The sequence below is a fragment of the Bacteroides xylanisolvens genome (assembly GCF_018289135.1).
Taxonomy (GTDB): Bacteria; Bacteroidota; Bacteroidia; order Bacteroidales; family Bacteroidaceae; genus Bacteroides; species Bacteroides xylanisolvens.
The window spans coordinates 4,099,031-4,124,653 of sequence record NZ_CP072216.1 but is presented as its reverse complement, the minus strand read 5'-3'; the positions used below and the strand labels follow the sequence as shown (position 1 = coordinate 4,124,653).

Below are 25,623 nucleotides of genomic sequence, written 5' to 3'. Positions count from 1 at the left end.
CATGGATAGTCAGGAATTGACAGGAGGAAACGCCGTCAGGCAGACAGGAAAGGTTGCAATGAAAAAAGAAAAATCCCTGCCTCATCTTTGAAGCAGGGACTAATAATAAAGGAGCGATACCGGTTACCGGACGTAACCGGCGGCTTGCAAGTCCGTCAGGAAATGTTCAGGGGTATCGGTGGCAACTGACACGCCATGCAGCTCCCCGTAACGCCGGGCAAAGTTCTCCATATACTCCTGATCCGTGCAATCATAGTCGAACCGGCTCCCCTCACGGAGCAGCCGGACGAACTCTTCCGGGCTGGCGGCGGTTATCTGACCGCCATCCAGCAAATGATAAGTCTGTATCATACCGCTAACTTTTTAGTTCTAAGTTTAAAAAATAATTTCTGTTTCCCGTCCAGGAAGGGTAACTCCTCCAATGTCATCCGGCTGGGAAGGCTGGATCTTTTCGCAAAGGTAATTAATCCGTTCAAGAACCGGATCCAATTCTCCATCTTTGTGAAATTGGTCGTACCGGAATGCTGGCGGAACTCAACGGTCCGGTGCCTAGAATAAGCCTCAAAATTGACCTTGTGGTATCGGTCATTATTAAAGACCTCCCGCAGGCCGTCTATCGTCCTTACCGATTTGATTCTCTCGTCGGAAACACCGGAGAGGGTTTTGCAGTAGGTATTGTTCCGGCGTGTCCTTGGCATAAAGGCATCAATCAGGTGTTCGAGATGCTTGTAGGTCAAAGTCAGATTCTTCCAGGTGTCCAGATTGAAACCAGCCGCATCCATATGGACATGGAACCCGCAACTGTCATTCACTTTTGCATTACAGATGTCAAGCACCCAGCATACCGTTTCCAGCTCTTTCAGGCCATTCTCACCCACCAGTATCGGGCTGACCAGCTCGAAAGTATTATTTCCCTGCAGGCTGCTGTCCGTCACCAGCTTCCAATGATCCCTGGTCGTGTGGTTATAACCCTCAACGGCAACATGGATACCGGCCTCCCTCAATTCGCGTGCCAGTCTTTCCATATTACAGTTATAGGCTTCAATCTCAATACCGAACTTGTGGGTGAAGGTGTAATCCATCAGGGTGGTTGCTGCCCTGTTCAGCAAGACTCCACCTTCTCTTTCAAGCATTTTCTTCTCAACATTATATACAAAACCATAGTTGCCACGTGTCACCAAATCGGCAATTTCCCTGCGCATCAGGCCCAGACGGAGCAGCTGCTCAATCTTGCTCGTCTTGGTGGTACTCTGTTCTAAGATATTTCTAACTTGTTCGTTCATAGCTTTTTATCCTTTATTATTATACCACTAAGGTAGCATAATAAACCCACATGTCATAGTATTAGAAGCCTTATTGTCAGACTGTTAGCTTAGTTTAGCTAAGGCTAAATACCCTTATTTTATGTATCCGATTATAACATTGCAGCAATCTACAAGGACAGCAATACAGCAATCTACAGTTCAGGGAACCTGTCTTTTTTTCTCATCGTTTCCCCGGTTAGGGAGATTAGATAATTATGCTTATTTTTGTGCATTGAAAACTTAACCCGTAACGAATAGATTATGATGAAATACCTGATTGTGTCCGACATACATGGCTCGTTACCGGCACTGGAACAAGTGCTGGCATTTTACAGGGAGCAGCAATGCGGAATGCTTTGTATTTTGGGAGATATCCTGAATTATGGTCCCCGGAACGGGATACCTCAAGGACTTGACCCGAAAGGGATCGCAGAACGTCTCAATGCGATGGCCGGTGAGATTGTCGCCATCCGTGGAAACTGTGATTCGGAGGTGGACCAGATGCTGCTGGACTTTCCCATCCTGTCCGATTACACCCTGTTGGTGGATAATGGAAAACGTTTCTTTCTCACCCACGGACATATCTACAATGAGGACAGACTGCCGAAGGGAAGGTTCGATTGTCTTTTTTATGGTCACACCCACCGGTGGAAACTTGAACGGACTGAGCATACAGCGGTCTGCAATACCGGCTCCATCACTTTCCCGAAGGATGGAAACGTGCCGACATTTGCTATTTACTGTGACGGTACGGTATCCGTTCACCGGCTGGACGGCAGCAGGCTCAAGGAACTTTCTCTCTGATGGGGAATGTATAATAACAGCCTATTATAATTGTAGCCTTTTATAATTGCTTATCCATTATACAAATATAGCAATATCCAAAACGCCAATTATTCAGTTGTCACTGTGTAACATTCCAAGAGACTACAGATATAATAGTATTCGGATTATCCGATTATCAAAATATTCAGTTCTCTGAATATTCAATTATCACGAAAAAGAAGCCATCTGATGTGTCGGATAATCGTAGAATGCTCTACTATTACAGGAAGCTACAGCCTATTCCGCCTCCGGAATATTGGTAAAAAACGCCAACTTTCCTGAAGAAGCAGACCGAAATCGGGAGAGGTTGCCATCGGGAGGGAGGCACCAGTCGGGGCAATCTACAGTTCTACTTAAAAACGTTGTCCCCGTAGAGGGGACAGCAAGTTGTGTTTTCGTTAAACGAAAACCATACGGTTTAACGGCGAAAGCCATTAAACCGTCAGTAATAAAGTTCCGAAGATCGCTTTTCAAATAATAATAAAGCTATTGATATATTTCACTTCTATCATCCGTGCTAGGTATTTATATCTCCAATAATATTTTCTTTAATTGATGCAGAACATCATTATACTTACACAGCGGATAGAGAACAAGAAAAGATACCATTTTATGGAAGATACAATATATGTATCTGAGGAATATTGATAAATGTTTATCCTTTAACAAATACAAGAACAATAACTCAAATAATAAATTCTGCGATATTCATACATTATAAAACATCTATTCATGTAAGATCCGAAATCTAAATTAAATAGTAAAATCCTTATATAGACAGTTAGTAATCACACAAATTCAAAACAACATTATCAAAGCAGAGCTTAGGTAAACTAATTTTCCAGAGCCTTTATTTATACTTTCCGCCTGATAATTCCTCCTCTTTGCATGTTTTTTCTAAGATTCGGTCTTCACACATTTCATTTTCCTTTCAGATATTTCCATAAAGTAAATTCCTTACTTTAAACCTTTAAAGCATTGTGATAAAATTGAAGTGGCATTATAACAAAAGAACATATTTTTACCAGAAACATTGCCCATTAGCCAATGTATTGAAATGAAGGGAAATTAAAAACAAATAAAATCTATATAAATATTAATTATCAATGTGTTATTAAGTAATGATGATTTCTGTTGTATTCCTTAAAATCTTTATTATTCGCCGTTTTTGTTACCTAAAACGATACTTATATTCGGATTATTTGTCACCTTTGTATATGGATATAAATCATTGATATACAATGGGAAGGAAAAAGAAATCATTAATAGAGAAATCTCCGTTCAAGTTACGTCACCGTAAACTGGCGGACGGACGTTTATCCCTGTTTCTTGACCGTAGCGTAGACGGCGGGCATGAGTACGAGTTTCTGCAACTCTATCTCATGCCGGAAACATCTGCCAAAGCAAGGCGGCAAAATGCGCAGACACTTCGCAAGGCGGAAGATATTCAGCGAGAACGGACAGAAGCCCTGCTCAATGCGAAGGTGGAAACAGTACCGGAAAGCAAATCTTCCGATATGCTGCTGTCCGACTGGATGGCCATTGTCCGCAAGAACCACGAACACCGGGGAGCACGCGACCTGAACGGAATCGACAACGCCCGCAAGAACCTGCTGAAATTCCGTGCAGATGTCAGGCTCTGTGATGTGGACAGACAATTCTATCTTGATTATATCGACTGGCTTCGCTCTTCCTGCAAGACCGCATGGGGAAAACAGGTTACTCCCAAGACGGCTCATTCCTATTATACCACTTTGCGTACCGCTTTGAACGAGGCTGTGCGTGAGAGACTGATTGAATCAAATCCTTGGTACAAACTGTGGAGATGACCGAGAAAATCAAAGTTCCCGAAAGCAAACGGGATTTTCTGACCATCGAGGAGATAAAGAAAATGATAGCCACGCCATTCTTTAACGAGCAGGTACGGCGAGCATACCTGTTTTCCTGTTTTTGCGGACTTCGTATCAGTGACATACGGAAATTGCGTTGGCGTGACATCTCCACATCAGACGGGCAATGGCTCGTGTCTGTAGTAATGACAAAGACCACAAATCCCGTTTATATCCCCCTTTCGTCCCAAGCGGTAAAATGGTTGCCGAAACATAATGGCTGCACGCCGGATGATCTTGTCTTTGGAGGGCTGCCCAATGCAAGCAATCTCTGCATCAGTCTCAAGAACTGGGCTGATAAGTCAGGTGTAAAGAAGAACGTGACATTCCACACGAGAAGACATAAAGGATTTCCTTTCTTGCTAAAATTCAATAGCTTACAAAATATCTCGGCTTAATAGGTAACGATTTAGAAACCAGCGAAATTCTGTGTTTTACCTCGTTTTGCAGTAATTCAAAAGAACGCTTTTCCTAAATGCAAAGGTAATATTATTTTTTGAATAACAAACCTTTGCAGATAGTCAAATTCAACAAAATCGGCTATGGTTGCCTGAATTTATATTTCAATCCATATTCTTCAAGTTTGCCATATAGAGTTGTTCTGCTTATTCCAAGCAGTTCGACGGCGGCACTCCGGTTGCCGTTTGTCTGTTTTAACGCACGCAATATCCGCTCCTTATCCTCCGCGTCATTGCGCAGGGCGAAGCTGACAGGTGAGGTCAGTTTCGTCACGGCAAGTTCCAGATGCTCTTTCGTGACCACACCTTCCTGCGCCTGTAATACGGCTCCCATTATCTTCTGCCGAAGCTCACGCACGTTGCCCGGCCATGTGTATATCAGTAATGCTCTCCGGAGTCTCCTGAACCTTAAAATTGACGCAAACCTCCATGACATCATCCGCATCCGGTTTTATGTTGCTCATCTGCATCTGGAGATTGGCTCTGTGCGGACTGGATAACAGCAAGTTGTTTTCCGGGATCTGTGATTCCACGCTTCCGACTTTCGCCTTGAACTTTATCTGCACATTATCCATTGCAAGATAATGATGGGATATCAAGGCTATAAGTGGAATATCAATAGTCTTGTCTCCAACCATGATTTTTTTTGATTGGAACGTATTTGCGTTATTTGCATTTGTTCCTTCAAAAAGTCTGGTCAGATTTTGTATCTGATGATTCTGTAATGTATCTTGTGCACAGTTTACGGCGTACTGCAAACCATTCATAATATCAGAGAATGAATTGGTTTGAACACTGTCCGGCTCATCGTCATTATTTTTCTTGCCTCTGTGAAAAAGTCCCATGTTTTTAATTTAATTACTTGATTTGTTGTCTTTAATGAGCACCAATTTTGACAATGTCTGGCTTACAGCTTCCATATTTACACTGGAGTCTATATTATTATTGACAATGCCTTGATGCCAAAACCAATATGGTGGATTCTCCGTGTGTTCCATCACGTCCTCCTTTCTTTATTGGGGTTATACTTCGGTTCTTTCCGTTGCGGGCGGAACTTTTTCCGCCCGACGGCTTACTGCTTCCTCAAGGTGGGCAATGCTCCGGTAAGTTCGTAACGCCACTCTGAACCTGCGTTCTGCAAGGCGGTGTTCATGGCATCAACGGCTTTCTGCCAGGTAACGTCAGTGCCGTCCACCTTCGTGGCTTTGGTGCTTTTCTTATTGTAGCCGATACCTTGTTCATGATTGTTCTTCCAATAGCAGGTGGTCACGGTGGTATAGTTATCTCCCAAAAAGCCGCCGATATGTACATTGCCAGTGCTACTACCTGTACTGGTTACGTTGCCAATGGCATAGCAGCAAGCATCGCATTAAAGCAGCAGGCTGTATATTGCCTGTTTCACATAATCTCGATATACCTAAGGAACTCGGCTTGCGGCACCGTGCAGCAATGGGCATCTCACAAGTGTCAGATGCCCATGCCATCATCATGTCCGAAGAGACAGGTGCTATTTCAGTTGCTTATAAAGGGCAGTTCCACCTGAAACTGAGTGCCGAAGAACTGGAGAGCCTTTATTGCTTTTTGCATTTGCCTTTCAGCCATTCAGTACGCTCTGCATCCTGTTCAGGATATGTCCAGTGGCCGGTCTCAAGGTAAAGATGCAAACTCTTCACTCCCGGAATGACATTATAGGCCGAATACATGGAAGTCGGCGAACAAGTCGTATCATTGTATCCCCAGCTGTACCACCCCGGAGCGTTCACCCTGCGGGCAAAGTTCACGACATCGAAGTAGGCAAGTGTTTCCACTTCGTTTGCCACAGGCTGTGCATGACGGAAGTAATGCGGCCAGCCTCCCGCACGTTTGTGCAGATCCCCGGCATAATCGCACAAAGCCGGATAGAAAGCAGCCAGAAACTTAATGCGCTTATCCAAAGCGGCAGTGACAATGGACAAGGCACCTCCCTGGCTTCCACCGGTCACGCCGACCGTATTCCCGTCAAACTCCGGCAGAGTATAGATGAAGTCCACAGCCCGCACGCAACCGAGATAGACCCGCTTGTAGTAATGTGTATCACGGTTATTCTTGCTCATCGCGAAATAGCCCCTCAACGCTCCCGAAGAGAGACTGTTATAGACCTCCTGAGGCAATGTCACAGGGATGCCGTGTATTCCTATTTCCAATGTGATGATATTCTCTCCGAAATTGCCGCCCCAGTAAGGGCGTATGCCGGCTCCGGGCACCTGAAGGATTGCCGGATACTTGCCCGGTTTCTTCGGGACGGTCAGGATGCCGTATATACGTGAACCGTAACGTTCGTTCTGGAAACTGACATGATAGACATTCTGTGTGGAAGTGCATCTTTCCGGCAACAGAGTCATCTTAGGGTAAAGCGGTTGCTTGCGGGCTTCGGCAATCGCATCGGTCCAAAAGGTATCAAAATCCTCAGGATTGGCTGTTGTCGGGCGAATCTCCGTCTCATCCACCCCGACTGTGGCCATTCCCTCATACCATCGTCCGTCCACCTTTGCCGTCACTTTGCAGCGCAGGAATCCCGGCCTGTCCATCTTCGCCTTCAGCACCGTCTCCCCGCTTTTCAAACGGACATCCTTCTTCACTACCGTCGGGTAGCATTCCGGGCCTAACTCATAGTCCACGACAACATCCTTCAACAGGTTCTCGTTTTTGAAGACCTGTACCTTAAACTTCACCTCCTCATCTGCCTTGCACTTCCAATCCGTGCAATTCGGTGAGACAAGCACATTCACTAACCTTCGGGACAATTGCGCCGACACTTGTTCGCAAATGACCGACATTCCCAAAAGCAAACACAAGAAAAACAACTTCTTTTTCATAAATAAGTAGATATCATAATTTGTTTATATTATAAAAGTAACCAAGCCACCAGGAGAAGTCGACGGAAGTTGCAAACAGTAAACTCAGCACTTTCAAATTAATATAATGCATAGTTATTATAGTCAAGAAGTCCCAAGTAACGGTCAGTTGACTTGCTCTATTTTAAGCACACGACTTGCATATTCTTCTTTCCACATAGGAATTTCCACACCCTGTCCCATTAGGAATTTACCGCTAAAAGTTTTTCCCTCTGCCAAAATTGACTTGCTGTTTTCAGCGGCATTCAGTTCTGTGATGCGATAGTTTGCATCGGGATTTAATCCATCCATTCTGAATGTCGGAATAGGTTGGGCTACAAAATGCTTAAGTTTATAAGCAAAAAATACAGCTTCGCTTTTATCCTCCGAGCAATACATCAGCGATGAAACCCCTTGGTCAGAATAAGGAGAAATCAGCCGGTATAAATCGCCAAACTGCACCAAAGGACGGATTTGCTTGTATGTTTCAATGGCTTTACGCGAAAAAGTCCTTTCACTCTCGCTCATGTCTTTGGGCTGCATTTCCATTCCTAAACGGGCGGACATTGCCACATCGAAGCGAAATTTGAGAGGAATGCTCCGTCCCGTCTGATGGTTTGGCGATGCGCTGACGTGTGATCCCATGGCAATAGCCGGGAAGAAATAAGAATTACCCCATTGCATATAGATACGTTGTAGGGCATCAGTGTTGTCGCTCGTCCAATATTCATCAAAATAAGGAAGAAGACCGTAGTTGACCCGTCCTCCGCCACTGGCACAGTCTTGCATCACCAAATCCGGGTATTTGCTGCGGATGCGTTCCAAGACGTTCCTCAATCCCTTGTGGTAAGCGATGTAAAGGTGCGATTGCTCTTTATCAGACAAGTAGTATGAACCGAAACTGCTAAGTGGGGTGTTCATATCCCATTTGATATAGGATAGTTGCGGGAATTCCGTTTTCAGGTTGTCTACCACTCCGAATACAAAATTCTGGACATCGGGATTCGATAAATCCAGTATGAGTTGGGTTCCCCCCCGTCCGTATTCCGGCGTTCGGCCTTCAGGACAGATAATCCAGTCCGGGTGCTTTTCAAATAACTCACTGGTTGTGTTCACACACTCCGGCTCAATCCAAATACCGAATTTAATATTGTTTCTCTTAGCCTCTTCCAGTAACGGAGCAATCCCATTGGGTAGCTTTTCGCGATCCACTATCCAATCGCCCAATGCGGCATTGTCTTCATTGCGCTTGTACTTGTTTCCAAACCATCCGTCGTCCATCACAAACAGTTCACCGCCCAATGCAGCAATATCACGTATCATGCCCTTCATCTTTCCTTCGTCCACATTCAGGTAGACACCTTCCCAACTATTTAGCAAGATGTCTCTCAGCTGGTTTCCATGAGCCAAGTGTGTGTCACGTCCCCAACGGTGGAAAGTACGACTCGCTCCACCTATGCCTTGCGTACTATAAGTAACAGCCAATTCCGGCGTGATGAATATTTCTTGGGGCTTTAATGTATAATCTGCATTCTCATTGTCAATGCCTGCAAAAAAATCGTATTCGTGAGGTTTCACGCAATCAATACGCAATTGGTAATTCCCAGACCAGCATAACGCGGCTCCAATGACACGCCCGTTTTTTTCGTGCGCTTTTCCGTCCAACGAGATCATCACTTCCGCATGGGAGAGGTGTGCATTACGCACGCCATCGCGATTTTTGATTACTTTCATGCCTGTGGTCAAAGGCTCGTCTTGTACAATACCTTCATTGCCCCAATTGCCATACAAGTGTGACAACCATGCATCACTGCTTTTAAAGGGCAGGTGTGCAGAATCCATTCGCTTCAGTACGACCGGTTTCTTCCACCCGTGCGACAGTTCACTCCACATTTCAATGACATCATTCTTCTTGTATGCCTTGTATTTGAGTTCTACTTGAAAAGGATGCTTTTTATCTTTCAAAACAAATGTCACAAGCTCATAATCTTTTTCATCGATCCGTTGGCAGCTTTTGAGTACCAATTGCAGAGCCAGTTCACCATTGGGGTGAAGCACAGACAATGCCGATTCCGGATTGTATCCGAAGCCAAATGCGGGATAGGCTTGCGAGTGCAGGTCTCCCCCGGAATTACCTACTTGTGTCACTTCGCTATCCGTTAGTCTTTCGCCATAATAGGCAATGGTCAGTCCGGCTTCCTTTTCACCTTCCAAAACCAAGGAGGTATTAGGCGTGGAAATCAAAAAACTTTCGGCAAAGGCGCAACAGGGCATCAATGCCATCACTGTAAGGATACTTTTTATCTTGCTCATTTTCTTTTATTTTTATTTCAAATTTTAATAAGTGTTCTTATCACCTGATACTATAAGATAATGGCATCAGGATCTTTCTTTCCTTGTATTATTTTAGGCTTCTCCATCAACTTCCCACCCTCATTATAGTGTTGGTTGTTGGACTTGTTTTTGTCTCCTACACCTTCCTGCATCAAGACTTTCAAATCATTGAGATGACGTTGGTAGATGCCGCGCGGTGTTTCTCCGAACCGCTTGCATAATGATGCCGCCATGCCTACCACTTCACCCATCATGCCTGTGGTACGCATTACACGGACAGTGCCAAGTGCCACGTGTGTGACACTGATGTTCCGTCCGGCCATAAACAGGTTGTTGACATTACGCGAATAAAGGCAACGGTATGGTACTGCATAAGGATAAATCAAGATGTGTGTGGTAACGGCCTTGAATTCCTGTCCCGGGAATTTCCGACTGTTATCAGGATCTTCACGATGCAGGTCTATGCTCCAAGTGGTGGTGAAAGAAGCATCTTCATGGAACGTATTCTTTAGCAGATCATCTTCTTTCAGCACGTAATCGCCCATCAACCGCCGCGATTCCCGCTTTCCTGCAATATAGGCAACCCATCCGAGACGACGGTTCCGATATTCCCCATTCTCTTTCAGATGGTTTTTCAGGAAACTCCAGTTGGAATAGACCACCAGCATCCCATAGTCCCTGATGCGTTCAAAGTTTGTTATTGGGTTCTGCTGCATACCTGTCTCCCAAGTCCATTCACCCATCTTCACCCGTTCGGCATTATGCTCGTCGAACTTGATACCATAGCTAAACTCGGGAAAGGTGCTGGGCTGCTGCTCTTCTACCGAATACCACTGCACAGAACTGCCCAATACCTTTTGGTCGGCTTTTTCCGGTGCCAGTTCTTCGCCGAACTCATTACGTGCCTCACGTCCCATGCGCCAGTCTGCACCGGCCAAATAGCCTATGCTTCCATCACCCGTACAATCGGCAAAAAGAGGTGCTTCGAAGCGCAGCTCTTTACCTGTTTCAATGTGCTTGGCCGTTACGTTCCGGATACATTTCCCTTCCATGCCAACCGCAATGCCCCGGTAGTTCAGGAAGAGGTCTATGTTCTTCTCTTTCCGGATTATTTCCATTTTCTTGTCGTCCTCATAATTCCCGGCAGGCTGTGCATTGCCCGGTTTGGACGGGCCGAACTCCTTTTGCAGTCCTCCCAATGCCGGATAAGGTTCGTTCTCGATGCGTCCTCCCAAGTGTACACGTATTTCGGAGCTGTTATTGCCACCCAATACCGGACGGTCGTTAATGAGTGCCACCTTGCACCCCAAACGGGCTGCGGAAAGGGCTGCACTCATGCCGGCCACTCCTCCACCCACTACTACAAAGTCGTACTTCCCGGCCAAAGGCGGAGTGTCGGGCAGCTGCAGCACCCGATGCCGGAAAACAGCGAGTTCCTCCCCGTCCGACGGGGGTAACTCTCCTTTCCTGGTAGTAAAGTAGAGGGCATCACACCGGCCATCAAAGCCTGTCAGATCGTGCAGTGCAAGAGTCACCTCTTTTGCTTCGACCGTAACCTTTCCTGCCTCCTGCCACATCCAGCAGCTGCCGGTATCGCCCAAAGTGGTTTCCAGCCTCCTTCCATCTACCGATAAGCGGAATTTCCCGGGTCCTCTTACCGCACTCCAAGGTGATGTCCAGTTGTAAGTGCGCACGTAGGCATAATAAGTTCCTGCCATAGGAAAGCGGACTTTTGTCCGTGCATCCTTCACCCGCACTCCCATGCCGTGTGCCAACAGATAGGGAGACCCCATCTGATCCATAAACTGCTGATCTACTTTCCATCCGCCCTTATTGTCGAAGTTCTCGGCTTCCACGAATACCTGTGCACCCTGCGCCGATGAAACAGCTACCTGAGGCTGTGCGGACAGCGTGCCCGTTCCTAATAAAAGAGCTATTGCCACTATATGTTTTCTGTTCATGAATTTTCTGTCAAGTTTGGTTTGCCATTTTACTTTACTTCTATTTTAATTTGTTCTTTCCCTACGGAGATGACATATTCTCCGGATTCGACGAACCGCTTTCCGCTGCCGTCAACATAGCCCAAATCGCGCAGAGGATCTATGTGGAAATGGAATTTCCTTGTCTCACCCGCTTTGATCAACTGCTTTTCAAAATACTTCAATTCTTTCAGCGGGCGGGTAATGGAGCAATAGGGATCGGACACGTACCAGTGCACAGTTTCCGTACCATCATACTGGCCGGTATTGGTTACCTCCACCCCTACGGTAACGGTTCCGTCCTTACCTATGGTCGTAGCCGTTGCACGTGGAGTGCCATATTCGAATGTCGTATAGCTCAGTCCGTATCCGAACGAGTAGAGCGGATTGCTGGTAATGTCCTGATAGAAGCCCTGATGTCGGCGTGCACTGCCCCTGCGGTTATAGTAGACGGGAATCTGCCCCGTGGAGTATGGAAAGGTCATCGCCAGCTTGCCCGATGGATTGATGCGCCCGGTGAGGATACCTGCTACAGGCCGTCCTCCTGCTATTCCCGGCTGCCAGATTTCGAGGATGGCATCGCACAGCGGCTCGATGCGGCACAGCTCCAGCGGCCTGCCGTTCGAGAGCAACAATACTATCGGCTTGCCAGTCTTTTGCATCTCCTCTGCCAGCCGTTCTTGTATGTTGGGCAGGGCGATGGTGGAACGCGAGGCGTTCTCTCCGCTCCATGAGCGTTTCTCGCCTAAGCAGAGCACCACGATGTCGGCTTTCCCGGCTACAGCCCTTGCCTCTGCAAAGCCACTTTCATCTTCCTTCTCGAAGTCGCAGCCTTTGGCATACAGGAGCAGACTATCGGGTTCGCCGATTTCTTTCCTCATCCCCTCCCAAATGCTGGTCACGTCTTCCGCTTTCCCTTGTCCCTTCCAAGATCCGAGCAATGCCTCCTGCTCCTTGGCCATGGGGCCTATCAGCGCAATCCGTTTGCCGGCAGTCAGTGGCAATATGTTATCCTTGTTCTTTAGCAACACCATTGACTCCTCTGCCAGTCGTTCTGCTATGGCTACATCCTGGGGCCGCAGAAAACGCTCGCTTTCGCTGCTTTCCGGCGTATACGGACGCTCGAAAAGCCCGAGCCTGAACTTCAGACGGAGCACGCGACGTACAGCTTCGTCCACCTCCTCCATCGGTACGCTCCCCTCTTTCACCAATTCGGCCAGATGATTGAGATAGCCTTCGGAAACCATGTCGATATCCAGTCCTGCCCGGATGGATTTTAGGGAAGCCTCCTTCAGCGATGAGGCGAAGCCCTGCGGGACGAGCTGTTTCACGGCGGCCCAGTCAGAAACTATCACTCCGTCGAATGCCCATTGTCCTTTCAGAATCTCCTTCAAGGCGTAAGGATGTGCTGTGGCAGGTGTGCCGCTGATGTCATTGAAAGCACTCATCACAGTGGCCGCACCGGCCTTCACTCCCATTTCATAGGGAGGCAGATAGGTGTCCCATAACGTTTGCCGGGAAATCTCCGTATAGACATAATCCCGTCCGGCTTCGGAAGCCCCGTAGCCAACGTAGTGTTTCAGGCAAGCCGCTACGTTTTCCTTACTATCCATCTTATTGCCTTGGTAACCTCTCACAGAGGCGGCGGCAAACACGCCGTTTGTATAAGGGTCTTCACCGTACCCTTCGGCCACACGTCCCCAGCGCGGGTCGCGTGCCACGTCTATCATGGGTGAGAAGGTCCAGTCCACACCCGACATGCGTGCCTCGCGTGCACTGACGGCACATGCCTTTTCGGCAAGGGAGGGATTCCAAGCACAAGCTTGAGCCAGCGGAATAGGATAGATGGTCCGATAGCCGTGGATGGCATCATAACCGAAAACGATGGGAATGCCCAACCGTGATTCTTCCATGGCCTTCTTTTGCATGTCATTGCGCACTTCAGGCCAGTCCTCATAGTAAATCAACGATCCGATTCCTGCCGGTATGTCTTTTATTTTCTCACCTATATTGTTCGAGTTCTTGTTCTTCCCAATGGTACGCTGGTGCAATTGGAGGACCTTTTCTTCCAGTGTCATGCACGACAGCAGATCTTCTACACGTTCTTCTATGGGGGCATGCCTGTCTTTGTATATTTGCGCCCAAAGGGTTTGTGGAGACAGAGCCGTGAGCAAGGCCACTGTTCCTATTATTATTGTTCTATTCATCTGTTTTTCATCGTTGTTTCGGTTATACAGATTGAATCTACTGTTTCTGGTAGACTTTTACCCAATCCACAATCATGCTCGTTCCATCTATTTGGTCTGTCACAGTACCTACCCAATCGGCTATAGCCCCACTCAGATAGACAGCTGCTTCCTTATGGCAATATTTGTTGGGATAGCGGCGGATCTCCTTACCATCGAAGAACCATATCAACTCTTCCTTACTCCACTCCAAGGCATACGTATGGAAATCCTTGCTCAAATCCACTGTAGGCGTGTAGTTGTAATCCACAGCCTTCACCCAATCTTTTCCATCCCAATATTCTATCTTGAAAGAAGGAACCAGAGATTGCCATTCCCCTTTTCCGTCTATCCAACCGTTGACCAACTGGATGCACCCCACATTTATATCCTCATCCCATTCCAAAATAAGCTGCTTTACACCTATCGTTTGTGTAATCCATGCCGTTTTGATGGTTCCGTCTATGGCGTTCTCAGGCTTTACCTCATCGTATGGACGGACTTGGTCACCGCTTCCTTGCAGGCAGCCGCTGGCCGCCACCTTAGCGCTCTTTGCATAATTGGTCAGCGAAGAGGCTTGCTGCTGTGTATCGCTCAGCGGTGCAGGATATTCTTTGTCTGAAGGTGGAAATACCCGTAGCTCTTTGAGCTGGAAATGGTTGTTTTCTTCGGAGACAAGGCGTATCTTTCTGGTTCTGATACTCTTTTCCAACGGGAATGAATAGCCGGGTTTCGTTTTCTTCGTATCTCCAGCCAGGTATCTCTCCGGAAAGGTGGGATGTCCTGTTGTTCCATCGGCGTATTCAATCTTTGTAGCCCAGTCATGTACGGCCATGTCGATGTTATTGGGATACTTTCCCTCGTTGATATCAATTTCAAACACATTCTGCAAGAATATCCAAAATGAATTGTTCACACCCGTAGCATTGGCATATTTATAACGACACTCAAACCGTCCGTACTTGAATTTCTTCTTTGTCCAAATACTGCCGCTTGTCCATTGCTTGCCTCCTTTATTCTCTTTCTTGTTGTTCAAATAGAGAAATCCATCGGCAACAGTCACATTCTCCCGCCAACGGCTGCAATCTATGTGGCCGGCGGCTCCATTATCTGCATTCCAGTAACTATCCAAAGTAGAATTACTATAATTGAAATCATCCGACCATACTTCTTTCCATTCTTGCGAAGTCTCCCCCGTTTTTTCCCCGTCACCATTATCAGGAGTCATTTCCTCCGAAGAGCAGCTTGCATAAACAGAGGTGGATATAAAAAGCCAGAAAACAGGCATACAAAAAATCTTCCTCATTTCCATTTTCGTTTTGTGTAGCTGCTCAACCGTATATAGGCTGAGCAGCTACTTTTAATATAAATTATATGTATTACTTTATCGCTCAATCTTCAACGTCAACCTCTTCTTCCACATCCTCTATCTTTCGTATCCTTTTTGTTTCTTTGTCAAGGACATAGAGTATCACCTTTCCATCCACCTCTTCCACAGCTATGTCGATTGGAGTGTTGAAAGTAGCTTTGCCGACTTCTCCGTTATTGCTCCCCGCAATGCCGGGACGACCTGCGTAGGTCGTTACGTTACCATCTGTATCTATTTTGCGGATACAATGGTTGTAAGAGTCGCATACATAGATATTTCCTTGACTGTCCGTATCCACACCTCCGATGCCGCGGAAAGCTGCTGTGGAGAGTTTGCCATCGGCAAAGTCGCCTGCTTCTGCCGCGTTGCCTGTCAGTTTTTTGTCCTGACTCAATGTTTTAGTGGAGGAATCATAGTCCGACACCCAAATCTCTCCTCCATTTTTGGGATAGCTCAGGTATAATTTGCTGCCATCTTTTGAGAATTTGAGTCTGAGAATACCGGAACTGTCATATGTTCCACTTGACTTTAATATCTGTGGATCAAATTGCTTTGTAATATCTTGTGTCTTCCGATCCCAGCGGTAGATAGCCGCATAATTTTTATATGTATAGAAGAACAATTCCCCGTCTTTTGGATTTACGGCCACTGATACGATACCATGAAAGATTTTTTTATCACTTTGCTTAAAAGGTTGGCAAATGTATTCTTTCTTGAAACCATCTTCTCGTTTAAACATAACGATAGCTGCCGCCCAACTCCCGCCATTTAAATTATCTACGGCTTGATAGATAATTTCCCCATCGGGACTGATAGATGGTTGCATTTTGAAACTGCTACCTCTATTTTCCTTTGGTTCTTGATAAGAGACTCCGTCTTTAAACAGTACATTGGCTCGCCACGGGCATTGCAATATAAACATCTTTTCCTGCGGATGATAGAGCATATAGTCACTGTTAAATTCTGCATTTACTTGTCCCAATGTGCTCACATTTCTTCCTTTCATAAAGCGGCGTAGTTTGAATTTGTTTTCAAACACGTAGTTTACCTCTTTATCAAGCAGCTTGATGCGTAGCGATCCGCTGTTGGTTGTATTTTCCGGCACAAGGAAAGTAATCGTATTATCGCTCACTGTCTCAATTTGTGCCTGGCGGTAGTTCAGTTCCACCGTGACGTTGGAAAGATCGTTTCCGAAACCGCTCCCGCTTACAGTGATGAGATCACCCACTTTGGCACGATCCGGGGAAAAACTCTCGAAAGACACGCCCTCTGGCAATCCTTTTTTCGGAAGACCGGGGTTGATGATCTGTTCATCACTGTTGCTACATCCGGTCAGGAGAAGCAGTACGGCAGCAGTGATGATGTATGCTATTCTATTCATGGTATAATTTCATTCAAGTTAGTGAATATTTAAATTTTACTTTGCCGGACGGATGGAAAGCAGCTGCCCTGCACCTACCGACAGGGTTATCTGCCCGTTGGTTACAGCCACTTCTCTGTCCGTACCCAGTCCTTTCTCGGTAATGGGGGCGACAAGAACCTTCTTCACCTTCTTCCATCCTTCAGGCATTGTCCAGGTTTTATTGGTATATCCGTTCTTTGAGAAAGCCGCCAGTTCTTTCTTCTTCCATACCAAAGGCAGGAACAGATCATCACCCTCACGCACCAAGCGTCCGTTCTCTTTGTAGGTCTTGGTCTTGTAGTCCGCCACCACACCGCCGGAGTACTCTACGCGTTTGTTGGTCGCATCATACTTTACCACCATGTGTGTGTTGAGCCACAAGTAGGGAATGGTCAGCAGACCGAAGTCTTCGATGAAGCCCTTGTAGTCCGGCGTATTCCGAACGTCCCAGCCCCGGCCCGGAAAACGGTTTTCCCCGTGCATGTTCGAACCGAAAAGAAATTCTACATCCTCGGCACCCTTGTTGCTCACATGGATGGAGCTTCGTCCGCCCGCTGCAAGCGAAGAGGGTATCTCAGCCCGTTCTTGAGCGGTGAGGTCGTTCCACCAAGCGGCAGGCTGCAGGCCGATGAAGGGATCGGTACGCAAATAGTTGCCCGGGGTCTTGCCATGATACAGCTCAGCCGTCACATCCACGCCCTTATTGCGCCAATAACGGAATATCTTGCGCATGATTCTGTTGTTGTCTTCTTTCGTAACCTTATGGTAAGGGCTTTCGTAAGGGAAGAAGGCATCGATGTGTATGGTCTTGCTCTCTGTAAGATTCAAAAATTCGGTCACATGGTCTATCCGTTTTTGCAGGTAACCTTTTTCCCATTCTTTCTTGAAGCAGACAATACCGTCTCCTACCCATCCGAGAAGCAGGCTGCCGTCGGCATTGCGGCAGAGCAGGTCGTTCTTTACGTAAGTATCCCACAAGGGGCTGAGGCGCTTCAGATGATCCTTTTCACTTTCATTATATATATCCGGATTATTAGGGTTGATATTCTTCGGTCCCCATGCATCGTTGAGCATGGCGTGTACAGATACTACGGTGTTGTACTTCTTCGCCTCCTTTACCAGCCACAAGTAACCATCGCGGACGGATTTGTCTCCGGGACGCAGCAGAGCCTCGTTGAACTTGTCCAATGACGGATACCCCGTATCATGCCCGTTGTATTGCCATCCCACAAGGTACACAATCTTCTGCACGCCTCGTGTAATTTTATCGGCCCACTTTATCATCTCTAACGCGTCATCGAAAGTCGCACTCACATTGGTCGCCTCGTCGGAGTCGTGCTTGAGCTGAGCCATGTCGATTTTCATCATCACCAGTTTGTTGTAATCATACATGTAGGGACGCTCGGGTTTTCCGGTCTTGCGCCAGTCGTAATACTCGCCCGACACTTCATCCTTTTTCCCGTCCTTTGTTCCTCCCTCCTTTCCACCACATGCAATCAGAAAGACGCTGTTTATCATCAGCAAGGTGTATAGAAATATAGATTTCAGTTGTTTCATTGTCTTTTTATTACAGAGTTATTTAATTGCGGCTCTACTTTTAATTAAGGTTGCCGCTGAACATCCAAAGCATCTGCTTCTTATCAGGATTGACTGTGGCATCCGATTCGGATCGCAGTTCTATTTGCATTACATAGACAATCTTGCGTCCGTCATCCGATGTCTTGGGCAATTCGCATATCTTTTCGGGATAGAATACGAAAGTGAAATGCTTGAATCCTTCGGTAGAGGCAAAGTCTATCTCCGTATTCCCCTCGATAGAGTAAGCCTCGGCGGGCAGCACACGGTAATTGTTGTTGGCGGCCTGTTCCAAGGCTGCTTCCATTTCAGCCTGTGTAAGCACAGCCAGTTTGGCTTTGGCCTCGTAATAGGCCACACTGCCCGTTTTGTAGACATGCACCTCTTCCACCAAGGGAACCGACGAGGTGCTGCTTACCGTGAGCAATTTCTCGCCCGTATCTTTCAGGCTGAGTACCTTATGATACTCGTTGGGAAAGAGGTTTTCCATTTCAAACTGCGACCCGTCGCAACTGATCATAAGCAGCGTCATAATCAAACAAGCGCATAGCGACAATCGATGCAAAATCTTTTTTCTTTTCATGTTCTTCACTGTTTAATCATTAATATCCGGGTGCCTGTTCCAAATTGGGATTGGAATAGACCTCATGTTCGGCAATGGGAAGCAAATACATGCGTGTATGCCATTTTCCACCAAGGTTGGTAAGCGTTATGCGCTGATTGAACTCTTCGAATGTGGGATCGGGCACCTGTGCATTCAGTCCTTGGAAGGAGGTGGCATCCATGCGTTGGGGAGCGATGAGCCAACGGCGCAAGTCGTAGTAGCGGTGCATCTCGCCCCACAACTCGATAAAACGCTCGCTGCGTACCCACTCTGTGATGCTCATGCCGCTTTCTGCCACCATTTGGGCTGTCAGTTCGGGCACACCCGCACGGATACGGATCGGGTTCAAGGCATCCATCGCCTCTGCATCGTGTCCCAATGCTGCATAGCACTCTGCCAAATTCAAGTAAAGTTCCGCCAGACGGAGGGTAATGGCAAAATGCCGTTTGAAGCTGGCTTTGCCATCGGCCTTTTTGTAACGTATATCGGGTTGAATCCATTTCTTGATATAATAACCACCGAGTGCCAATCCACGGTTGGGAGCATAGCCATGCAGGCTGGATACACGCGTTTGCAACGTGAGTGGCTCTCCATCGACAATGATGGGGCTGTACTGGTCTCCATCGAACGAGAAAGTGGCATAGAACCGTGGTTCGCGGTTGTGGTTCAACTTGATAATGTTCTTATTGGAGAGATCGGCCGATTGGAAATATTCCGTTTTGGGTGTGAATTCAGGATCGTACTCCGGCAGCTTGCCGTCTTTGGTATAAAAGTGCTCGATGGAGTAGAGCGTGGCTCCCGAGCCTACCCAACCTCCTTGCATACTGCCATTGGAATCTTTGATAATGTTGTATGGCATTATCAGCACTTCTCTTCCTTGCATGTAGTCTCCCATCTGCCACAGGAATTCCCGGTTGCCGTCAGATGGAATGGTAGTCAACAGATAACGCATCAACATCACGCTTTTCAGAAAGTTCTCATCTGTCCGATCATCTATCTTCAATTTGTCCAGCGTCAGTCCCTCTGCGTTCATCAGACGGTCTATATCGGTAAAATCCTGCGTGCGTGAGGCAGCATTGTACCCGAAGAGCGAACATCCGCCTTCGTTCAAGGCAAATCCAAGAGCTTCCTTGCAAGCCGCGAGGGCACGATCCCACTTCTGCGGGTCGTACGTCCGGCTAACCAGTTCTTTACCATAACCAGGCGTCTCATAATTGGTATTACGCCAGTTAGGATAGGGAAAACTCCCGTTGTAGATTGGTGAGGCCGCATAAAGGAATAACCGGGCTTTCAAAGCCTTGCAGATGGTGGAGGTAGCACGACGCCACTCCGTGTTGTCTATTTTGGCCGGAAGCACAGCTGCGGCCTCGTCCAGCCATTGGGCTATGCGGTCCACACAATAGTCGAAATGGCTGCGTCCGGGAAGATCCGAACCGGATGCATTGGCATCGTACAGAGACTCCATGATAGGAATGGGACCATAATATTGCAACAGATAGAGGTGCCAGAAGCCTTTCAAGAAAGCAATCTCTCCAAGCCACCGATTGCGCAAGTCAGGTGTAAGCCAAGAAGCTGTAACTTTAGCCAATTCTTCCTCGAAAAGATAGCACTGCTTTAGCATCGTATAGGGTATTGTCCAATCTGATGTCCACTTCATAGAAGGGGTTACATTGCCTTGGAGCATCTGCAGGGTAGTGGTCTGCCAGCCGAAATAGGGGATGGTTTCATCGGTAGCTTGGCAATTGTAGTCTGTCATCCACGATGGAGCTTTTGAAAAACCTAATTCAGGCTGGGCATTTTGGGAAGCGTATACTGCATCTAATCCACTATAACAGGAGAGCAGGAAACCCAATCCTTTGGCTTCCGTATCGAAACCGTTGGATACGGTCGGCTTCTCGGGGGGAGCTACATCCAGGTAATTGCACGAACAGCAAAGTAAGATGGATAAACCGAGCAATATCCGGCATATCTGCCGGGAATAGAAGGATAATGTATTTTTCATTTCGCGTCGTTTTAGAATTTAACTTGTGCCCCGATATTGAATGTGCGGGACATGGGATATTGGTTCCACCACAAAGCAGGATCCCAATGCTTGAACGGACTCCAAACGGCCAAGTTGTCGCCGCTGAAGTAGACCCTGACATTGGGGAAAGTATAGCCGAGTTCGAAAGTCTTGAAACGGAAGTAATTACCATTCCGCTTCCAGTAGGTGGAGGGCTGGTGGTTGTTCTTATAGTCACCGTACACGATGCCCAGACGGGGGAACTTGGCTGCGGGATTCGGGTTTTCGAGTGACCAGTGGTCATCGGCCACGAACTGTAGTAGCTGTGAGAAGGTCTGTGACTGAGGCGTGGTGAAAGGGAATATATCCACCGGCACGTCACCGCCCGAAGTCATCAGGATGGTGCGTTGTGCAGTGCCGTTAAAGAAGACACCAATGTCCCATTTCTTGTAGACAATGTTCATACCCAACCCGAACTGCATACGGGGGATGGAGCCGTAAGGCGAGATCATCACCTGGTCGTTGTCGTTGATTACGCCGTCTCCGTTTACATCCTGATACTTGATGTCACCGGCCTGGACACGTCCGCCCAAATAGCTTTGATCCGGACTGTTGGCCACCTCCTCGTCGCTTTCAAAAAGTCCCAGGGAGACATAGCCCATGGTGCTCTGCAACGGCTTGTTTTTGGCTGTACGCCACACATAGGGGTAGTTTGGTTCATCCTTCTCATTCAGAATGGTTCTGTTGTAAGTGAAACTGCCCCGGAAATCCACGGCCAGATCACGCGTCAGTTGCTTGTTCCAGTTTACGCTGGCTTCGAATCCTTCGTTGGTGGTCTTGCCCATGTTGCTCCAAGGGGTTATAGATTCCCCATATCCTGCCATCCAAGGAAAAGTGCCGCGCTTTACCAAGATGCGGTCACGCTTCTCGTGGAAATATTCCAGTGTCAGGTTCACTTGGTTAAGCAATGTGGCATCGATACCGACATTGAATTTCTTAGAACGTTCCCAGTGCGCATTTTCCACCCGCATGGATTTTATCTTAGGACCGTTATAGGTAGAGAATTTCTCGTAGCCTGTTGTAAAATTGTATCCATTCATATCCACATCCTGTAAATAAAGGAAACGTCCTGCTCCGCTGCCGCTCTCGTCGCTTCCTACCAATCCGTAGGAAGTACGCAGCTTCAAGTAGTCTACTACGTTACTTATAGGTTCCCAAAACGGTTCATTGCTCGCTACCCATCCTAAGGAGACGGCTGGGAAAAACTCGAAGCGTTCTCCTTTGGCCAGACGTTCGGTACCATTGTAACCGAAGTTGAACTCAACCAAGTATTTGTTAAAGTAGTCATAGGTGAATCGGCCGGAGAAACCTTGGTTGCGGTAAGGAAGTACGGCATTGAAATACTCGCGCATCATGTACATCAGCATACCCGATACGGTATGGTTGCCAAAGACACGGCGGTAGTTGATGCGGCCGTCAAAATAGAAAGTATTGTCCGTTTCGCGCGTTGGGCTGCTGTCTTCCCAAATGTATTTGTCACCCGGACTGCCTACCATCTGAAGCTCATAGACACCGGGATTCGATTCGTCCCAAAGGCCCGGTACGGGTTCATAATAATAGGGTTTGAATCCTTTGCGCGATGAACTGTTGGCCCATGCCTTGAAATTGACCATAGCAGACAGCGAGAGTCCTTCGGTCAGGAAGTCGAGTTTCTGATCAAGGTTCAGAATAGCATTGATGGTGCTGTAATTCTGTTGCCTGAGTGTTTGCGATACCACTGCATAGGGATTGCTCTTCGGCGAACTGCTGGTGATGTTTCCGAACCGGATGTGATCATCCCCTTCCTGCGCCGGATAATAGGGCGGAAAGATAACCGGATTGATAAGTTCAATCATGTTGAGTACGCTTTGTGCGTTCGAATCCGGCCCCTTAAGGCGTCCTATCTGTGCATTGATGCGCAGGTCCACTTTCGTGGCATCGGTTACTTTATAACTGATGTTGTTCTGGAATACATACTCCCAACGGTTATAGTTTGTGCTGATGGGTGCCTGCTTGGGTACGTTGATCAATCCCGTAGTATGGTTGGCCTGCAGACCCAGGTAATAGGTTGCACGGCTGCCGCCACCCGATACATTGGCATTGATGCGCTGGTTCATGTTATGCTTCTTAAAAACGAGGTCTACCCAATCTGTATTGGGATAGATGTAGGGATTAACGCCTTCTCGGGTATAGCGTATCACGTCATCGGTATAGTTCTGCGGATTGCCGGGATAACGTGACTGTTCGGCTTCGTTGTAAAGCTCCATATAGGTCACACCATCGGCAAATTTAACTTGGTTGACCGGCTTGTAGAACGAGTTCTCAAACGAGACGCGTATTTCGGCTTTCGTGTTCTCGTGTCCCTGTTTTGTGGTGACGAGCATCACTCCGTTGGCACCCCGCGCACCATAGATGGCTGTAGCAGAGGCATCCTTCAGAATGGAGAACGATTCGATGGACTCGGCAGGCAGACGGTCCAAATCGCCAATGCTGATTTCCACGCCGTCAAGCAGGATAAGCGGCGTGCTGCGCCCGCCGAAAGTGCTGATGCCACGGATGTAAAATTGAGATGTGGCTCCCGGCTCACCGCTGGAGGCTATCGAAATGACACCCGCCAGTTTGCCGGTCAAGTTCGATGTGAGCGAGGGGGAGGGAAGGCGCATGTCGCTTCCCCTCATCGTGGCGATGGCACCTGTCACCGAGACCTTCTTCTGTGTACCGGCACCTACAATGACCACCTCGTCAATGGTCTCATTATCCGATTTCATGGTCACGTTCAGTACACCGAGGTCGTTCACTGCCAAAGTTTGGGTGGCATAGCCGAGGTAGGAAAACTCCAGCTGCGTGTCATTGGTAACCTGGATGGAGTAGTGCCCGTTAATATCGGTGATGACACCCGTATCAGTTCCCTTTACTTTGACGGCAGCACCTACCAGCGGCTCATTGAGATCACCATCGGACACCAGACCTGTCAGCGTACGTTTTGTTTTCTCCTGCTTCTGTTTCAGTTTGAGCAGATTCCCGGAGGCTGCACGTTTTACAACGATTTGTTTCCCGTTAATTTGATAGGTGAGGCTTGTTCCTGCAAAAAGAGATGGAAGCACTTTGCCGATTTCTCCTTTCACATCGACATCTGCCGTGCGCTGCAGTTCAGGAAGGATTTCTTTCGAGTAGATAAAAGCATAGCCTTTTTCACGCTCTATTTCTTTGAATTGTTCCAGTATCGTTCTTTTCTTCGCTTGTTCCGGAAGGGGACTATATCTGTTTTCCGCTTCCATCCATGAAACTGACAAGGCGAGCACGATCAGCATGCAAACAAGGCGAAAAGGGAACATTGGAAACATACATTTCCTTTTCATGGAATTAGTTTTTCTGATATTCATAATAAAAAGAATGTTTTTCACATTAGTGTCCCGTTGAATCGGGACAGGTTTAATAATAAATGTATTTTTCACTGTTCGTTAGAAAATCATTTCGTTGTCTTTCACTTCATAGGCTTCGTAGTTTTTCAGGTTAAACACTCAGGTTGTCTATCGGATCCGAATCTCTCCTTCCTCTATGCTGTAACTGATGCCGTAGAGTAGGGAAAATGTCTTCATTACTTGTTTAATATCATCGAAGAGCAGCAATTTGCCGACAGTGCACTTCCCTGCTACTTCCGGATCGCAGGAGATACGTACATTGTAGTAACGGCTCAGACGGTGGGTAATCTCCTCCATTGTATCGCCACGGAACTTAAGTATTCCTTCTTTCCATGCAATGTAATCAGTGGCATCTACTTCATCCACCGAGAAATGCCTGTCGGATGTGCTCAGTTGGAAACGCTGGTCCGGTGACAAGACGCAGTTCTCCTTTTCGGTGGCTTGGATGTTTACTTTACCTTCTGCAAGAACAACAGACTGAACTTCATCATCCTTATAGGCAGAGACGTTGAACTTCGTGCCCAATACATCGACTGTCATCTGCGAGGTCTCTACATAGAAAGGTCTCGAAGCATCTTTTGCCACTTCGATATAGATTTCTCCTTCCACGCGTATGCGACGCTCTTTTTCCCCGAAGGAGGAGGGGACGTGGAGTATGCTACCGGCATTAACCCAAACTTTCGACCCATCGGCCAGTACGAGCGATGAACGTCTGCCGTAGGGTACAACCAATGTGTTGGTATGCTTATCCGATGCATTGACGCCCTGTAATACCCGCTTTCTCTTGCCCTGTTCGTGGACTGTAACCACGCTGTCGTAAGTTATAAGGGCATTGTTCTCTATTTGGACTTGTCTCCCGGCCTTGCCTATCAGCATCACTTCCCTTTGTGTGAGATCGAGTGTCTGTAAATCGGCTGTCTGAGTGAAATTACCCGCATCCGGCGTATGGAACATATATAAGAGACCTGCCGTAAAAATGCCGATAGCGATGATACAGGCTGCAGCATAGCGAACAAGCAACATCCGATGACGTGTATGGCAATAATCGCGCCTATCCATTTCCTTCTCTATGCGGTTCCATAGGGAAGCTGTCTCTTTAGGCAGACGTTTTACGGAATTGAAGCGGACTGAAACGATGATGCGGCGGGCTTCCTCCTGAGCGGCCTGTTCATCAGGATGCATCTCTACATACTCCTTCCAAAATGTTGTGGATTGGGGTGTGGGCATCAGACAGTGCAAAACGAATGAATCGTCTTGCAGCCATCGTTCAACGGATTGTTCTACTGGGTCGCTTTGCTTCATGGTATCCTCATTGTTTCTACA

The 25,623-nt window shown here is 47.3% G+C and carries 17 protein-coding genes and 3 pseudogenes; 4 read left to right on the top strand and 16 right to left on the bottom strand.

The annotated features are described in order from the left end of the window. Nucleotides 1-123: 123 nt before the first annotated feature. Nucleotides 124-351, bottom strand: coding sequence for a hypothetical protein (locus INE92_RS17500; protein ID WP_004309901.1), 228 nt, complete (start codon nt 349-351; stop codon nt 124-126). Beyond that, a complete protein-coding gene (locus INE92_RS17495; RefSeq protein ID WP_005680110.1) occupies nt 348-1,283 on the bottom strand; it encodes an amidoligase family protein in 936 nt (311 codons plus the stop codon). The genes INE92_RS17500 and INE92_RS17495 overlap by 4 nt, the downstream gene beginning before the upstream one ends. Before the next feature lie 285 nt (nt 1,284-1,568). On the opposite strand from INE92_RS17495, the gene yfcE reads away from it, so the two are divergent. The 3 genes from yfcE to INE92_RS26960 all read left to right on the top strand — a co-directional run bounded on the left by yfcE (nt 1,569) and on the right by INE92_RS26960 (nt 4,416). Next, complete coding sequence (gene yfcE, locus INE92_RS17490) at nt 1,569-2,108, top strand: phosphodiesterase (RefSeq protein ID WP_212702071.1); 540 nt, start codon at nt 1,569-1,571, stop codon at nt 2,106-2,108. 1,262 nt (nt 2,109-3,370) lie between these two features. Continuing rightward, nucleotides 3,371-3,958, top strand: coding sequence for a phage integrase SAM-like domain and Arm DNA-binding domain-containing protein (locus INE92_RS26965; protein WP_229097084.1), 588 nt, complete (start codon nt 3,371-3,373; stop codon nt 3,956-3,958). Further along, nucleotides 3,955-4,416, top strand: coding sequence for a site-specific integrase (locus tag INE92_RS26960; RefSeq protein WP_229097082.1), 462 nt, complete (start codon nt 3,955-3,957; stop codon nt 4,414-4,416). The genes INE92_RS26965 and INE92_RS26960 overlap by 4 nt, the downstream gene beginning before the upstream one ends. Nucleotides 4,417-4,558: 142 nt before the next feature. Here the strand turns inward: INE92_RS26960 and INE92_RS17480 are convergent. The 3 genes and pseudogenes from INE92_RS17480 to INE92_RS17470 all read right to left on the bottom strand — a co-directional run. Further along, nucleotides 4,559-4,870 (bottom strand): annotated as a pseudogene (locus INE92_RS17480) (helix-turn-helix domain-containing protein); the annotation flags it as partial. Further along, nucleotides 4,827-5,321 (bottom strand): DUF2589 domain-containing protein, encoded by a 495-nt coding sequence (locus INE92_RS17475; protein ID WP_195436757.1) that lies wholly within the window; start codon nt 5,319-5,321, stop codon nt 4,827-4,829. The pseudogene INE92_RS17480 and the gene INE92_RS17475, both read right to left, overlap by 44 nt. 227 nt (nt 5,322-5,548) lie before the next feature. Next, a pseudogene (locus tag INE92_RS17470) lies at nt 5,549-5,833 on the bottom strand (fimbrillin family protein); the annotation flags it as partial. On the opposite strand from INE92_RS17470, the pseudogene INE92_RS17465 reads away from it, so the two are divergent. Continuing rightward, nucleotides 5,833-6,048 (top strand): annotated as a pseudogene (locus INE92_RS17465) (diadenylate cyclase); the annotation flags it as partial. The pseudogenes INE92_RS17470 and INE92_RS17465 overlap by 1 nt on opposite strands. Here INE92_RS17465 and INE92_RS17460 read toward each other — a convergent pair. The 11 genes from INE92_RS17460 to INE92_RS17410 all read right to left on the bottom strand — a co-directional run bounded on the left by INE92_RS17460 (nt 6,048) and on the right by INE92_RS17410 (nt 25,602). After that, on the bottom strand, nt 6,048-7,331 hold the full coding sequence (locus INE92_RS17460; RefSeq protein WP_195436756.1) for an acetylxylan esterase: 1,284 nt from the start codon (nt 7,329-7,331) through the stop codon (nt 6,048-6,050). The pseudogene INE92_RS17465 and the gene INE92_RS17460 overlap by 1 nt on opposite strands. Before the next feature lie 144 nt (nt 7,332-7,475). Continuing rightward, entirely contained in the window at nt 7,476-9,662 is a 2,187-nt protein-coding gene (locus INE92_RS17455; protein WP_195436755.1) for an alpha-galactosidase, read from the bottom strand. Between the two features lie 50 nt (nt 9,663-9,712). Continuing rightward, nucleotides 9,713-11,644 (bottom strand): FAD-dependent oxidoreductase, encoded by a 1,932-nt coding sequence (locus tag INE92_RS17450; RefSeq protein ID WP_195436754.1) that lies wholly within the window; start codon nt 11,642-11,644, stop codon nt 9,713-9,715. 29 nt (nt 11,645-11,673) lie between these two features. Then, nucleotides 11,674-13,869 carry a glycoside hydrolase family 3 N-terminal domain-containing protein gene (locus INE92_RS17445; protein WP_195436753.1) on the bottom strand — a complete coding sequence of 732 codons (2,196 nt, stop codon included), beginning with the start codon at nt 13,867-13,869 and terminating at the stop codon, nt 11,674-11,676. Between the two features lie 37 nt (nt 13,870-13,906). After that, nucleotides 13,907-15,193: a glycoside hydrolase family 16 protein gene (locus tag INE92_RS17440; RefSeq protein ID WP_195436752.1), complete on the bottom strand. Its 1,287-nt coding sequence runs from the start codon at nt 15,191-15,193 to the stop codon at nt 13,907-13,909. 85 nt (nt 15,194-15,278) lie between these two features. Next, nucleotides 15,279-16,637, bottom strand: a complete 1,359-nt coding sequence (locus INE92_RS17435) for an IPT/TIG domain-containing protein (RefSeq protein ID WP_195436751.1) — start codon at nt 16,635-16,637, stop codon at nt 15,279-15,281. Nucleotides 16,638-16,673: 36 nt separating this feature from the next. Then, entirely contained in the window at nt 16,674-18,215 is a 1,542-nt protein-coding gene (locus INE92_RS17430) for a glycoside hydrolase family protein (RefSeq protein ID WP_195436750.1), read from the bottom strand. 40 nt (nt 18,216-18,255) lie between these two features. Further along, on the bottom strand, nt 18,256-18,816 hold the full coding sequence (locus INE92_RS17425) for a hypothetical protein (protein ID WP_195436749.1): 561 nt from the start codon (nt 18,814-18,816) through the stop codon (nt 18,256-18,258). Between the two features lie 19 nt (nt 18,817-18,835). Then, nucleotides 18,836-20,839, bottom strand: coding sequence for a RagB/SusD family nutrient uptake outer membrane protein (locus tag INE92_RS17420; protein ID WP_195436748.1), 2,004 nt, complete (start codon nt 20,837-20,839; stop codon nt 18,836-18,838). Nucleotides 20,840-20,850: 11 nt separating this feature from the next. Next, nucleotides 20,851-24,261, bottom strand: coding sequence for a TonB-dependent receptor (locus tag INE92_RS17415; RefSeq protein WP_211421204.1), 3,411 nt, complete (start codon nt 24,259-24,261; stop codon nt 20,851-20,853). A 147-nt stretch (nt 24,262-24,408) separates the two neighbouring features. Further along, nucleotides 24,409-25,602, bottom strand: coding sequence for a FecR family protein (locus tag INE92_RS17410; RefSeq protein ID WP_195436746.1), 1,194 nt, complete (start codon nt 25,600-25,602; stop codon nt 24,409-24,411). Nucleotides 25,603-25,623 lie beyond the last annotated feature (21 nt).

Excerpts from the sequence above, each read along its gene's own strand:
- INE92_RS17500 (WP_004309901.1), bottom strand. The coding sequence starts at position 351 with ATGATACAGACTTATCATTTGCTGGATGGCGGTCAGATAACCGCCGCC.
- INE92_RS17495 (WP_005680110.1), bottom strand. The coding sequence starts at position 1,283 with ATGAACGAACAAGTTAGAAATATCTTAGAACAGAGTACCACCAAGACG.
- yfcE (WP_212702071.1), top strand. The coding sequence starts at position 1,569 with ATGAAATACCTGATTGTGTCCGACATACATGGCTCGTTACCGGCACTG.
- INE92_RS26965 (WP_229097084.1), top strand. The coding sequence starts at position 3,371 with ATGGGAAGGAAAAAGAAATCATTAATAGAGAAATCTCCGTTCAAGTTA.
- INE92_RS26960 (WP_229097082.1), top strand. The coding sequence starts at position 3,955 with ATGACCGAGAAAATCAAAGTTCCCGAAAGCAAACGGGATTTTCTGACC.
- INE92_RS17475 (WP_195436757.1), bottom strand. The coding sequence starts at position 5,321 with ATGGGACTTTTTCACAGAGGCAAGAAAAATAATGACGATGAGCCGGAC.
- INE92_RS17460 (WP_195436756.1), bottom strand. The coding sequence starts at position 7,331 with ATGAAAAAGAAGTTGTTTTTCTTGTGTTTGCTTTTGGGAATGTCGGTC.
- INE92_RS17455 (WP_195436755.1), bottom strand. The coding sequence starts at position 9,662 with ATGAGCAAGATAAAAAGTATCCTTACAGTGATGGCATTGATGCCCTGT.
- INE92_RS17450 (WP_195436754.1), bottom strand. The coding sequence starts at position 11,644 with ATGAACAGAAAACATATAGTGGCAATAGCTCTTTTATTAGGAACGGGC.
- INE92_RS17445 (WP_195436753.1), bottom strand. The coding sequence starts at position 13,869 with ATGAATAGAACAATAATAATAGGAACAGTGGCCTTGCTCACGGCTCTG.
- INE92_RS17440 (WP_195436752.1), bottom strand. The coding sequence starts at position 15,193 with ATGAGGAAGATTTTTTGTATGCCTGTTTTCTGGCTTTTTATATCCACC.
- INE92_RS17435 (WP_195436751.1), bottom strand. The coding sequence starts at position 16,637 with ATGAATAGAATAGCATACATCATCACTGCTGCCGTACTGCTTCTCCTG.
- INE92_RS17430 (WP_195436750.1), bottom strand. The coding sequence starts at position 18,215 with ATGAAACAACTGAAATCTATATTTCTATACACCTTGCTGATGATAAAC.
- INE92_RS17425 (WP_195436749.1), bottom strand. The coding sequence starts at position 18,816 with ATGAAAAGAAAAAAGATTTTGCATCGATTGTCGCTATGCGCTTGTTTG.
- INE92_RS17420 (WP_195436748.1), bottom strand. The coding sequence starts at position 20,839 with ATGAAAAATACATTATCCTTCTATTCCCGGCAGATATGCCGGATATTG.
- INE92_RS17415 (WP_211421204.1), bottom strand. The coding sequence starts at position 24,261 with ATGAATATCAGAAAAACTAATTCCATGAAAAGGAAATGTATGTTTCCA.
- INE92_RS17410 (WP_195436746.1), bottom strand. The coding sequence starts at position 25,602 with ATGAAGCAAAGCGACCCAGTAGAACAATCCGTTGAACGATGGCTGCAA.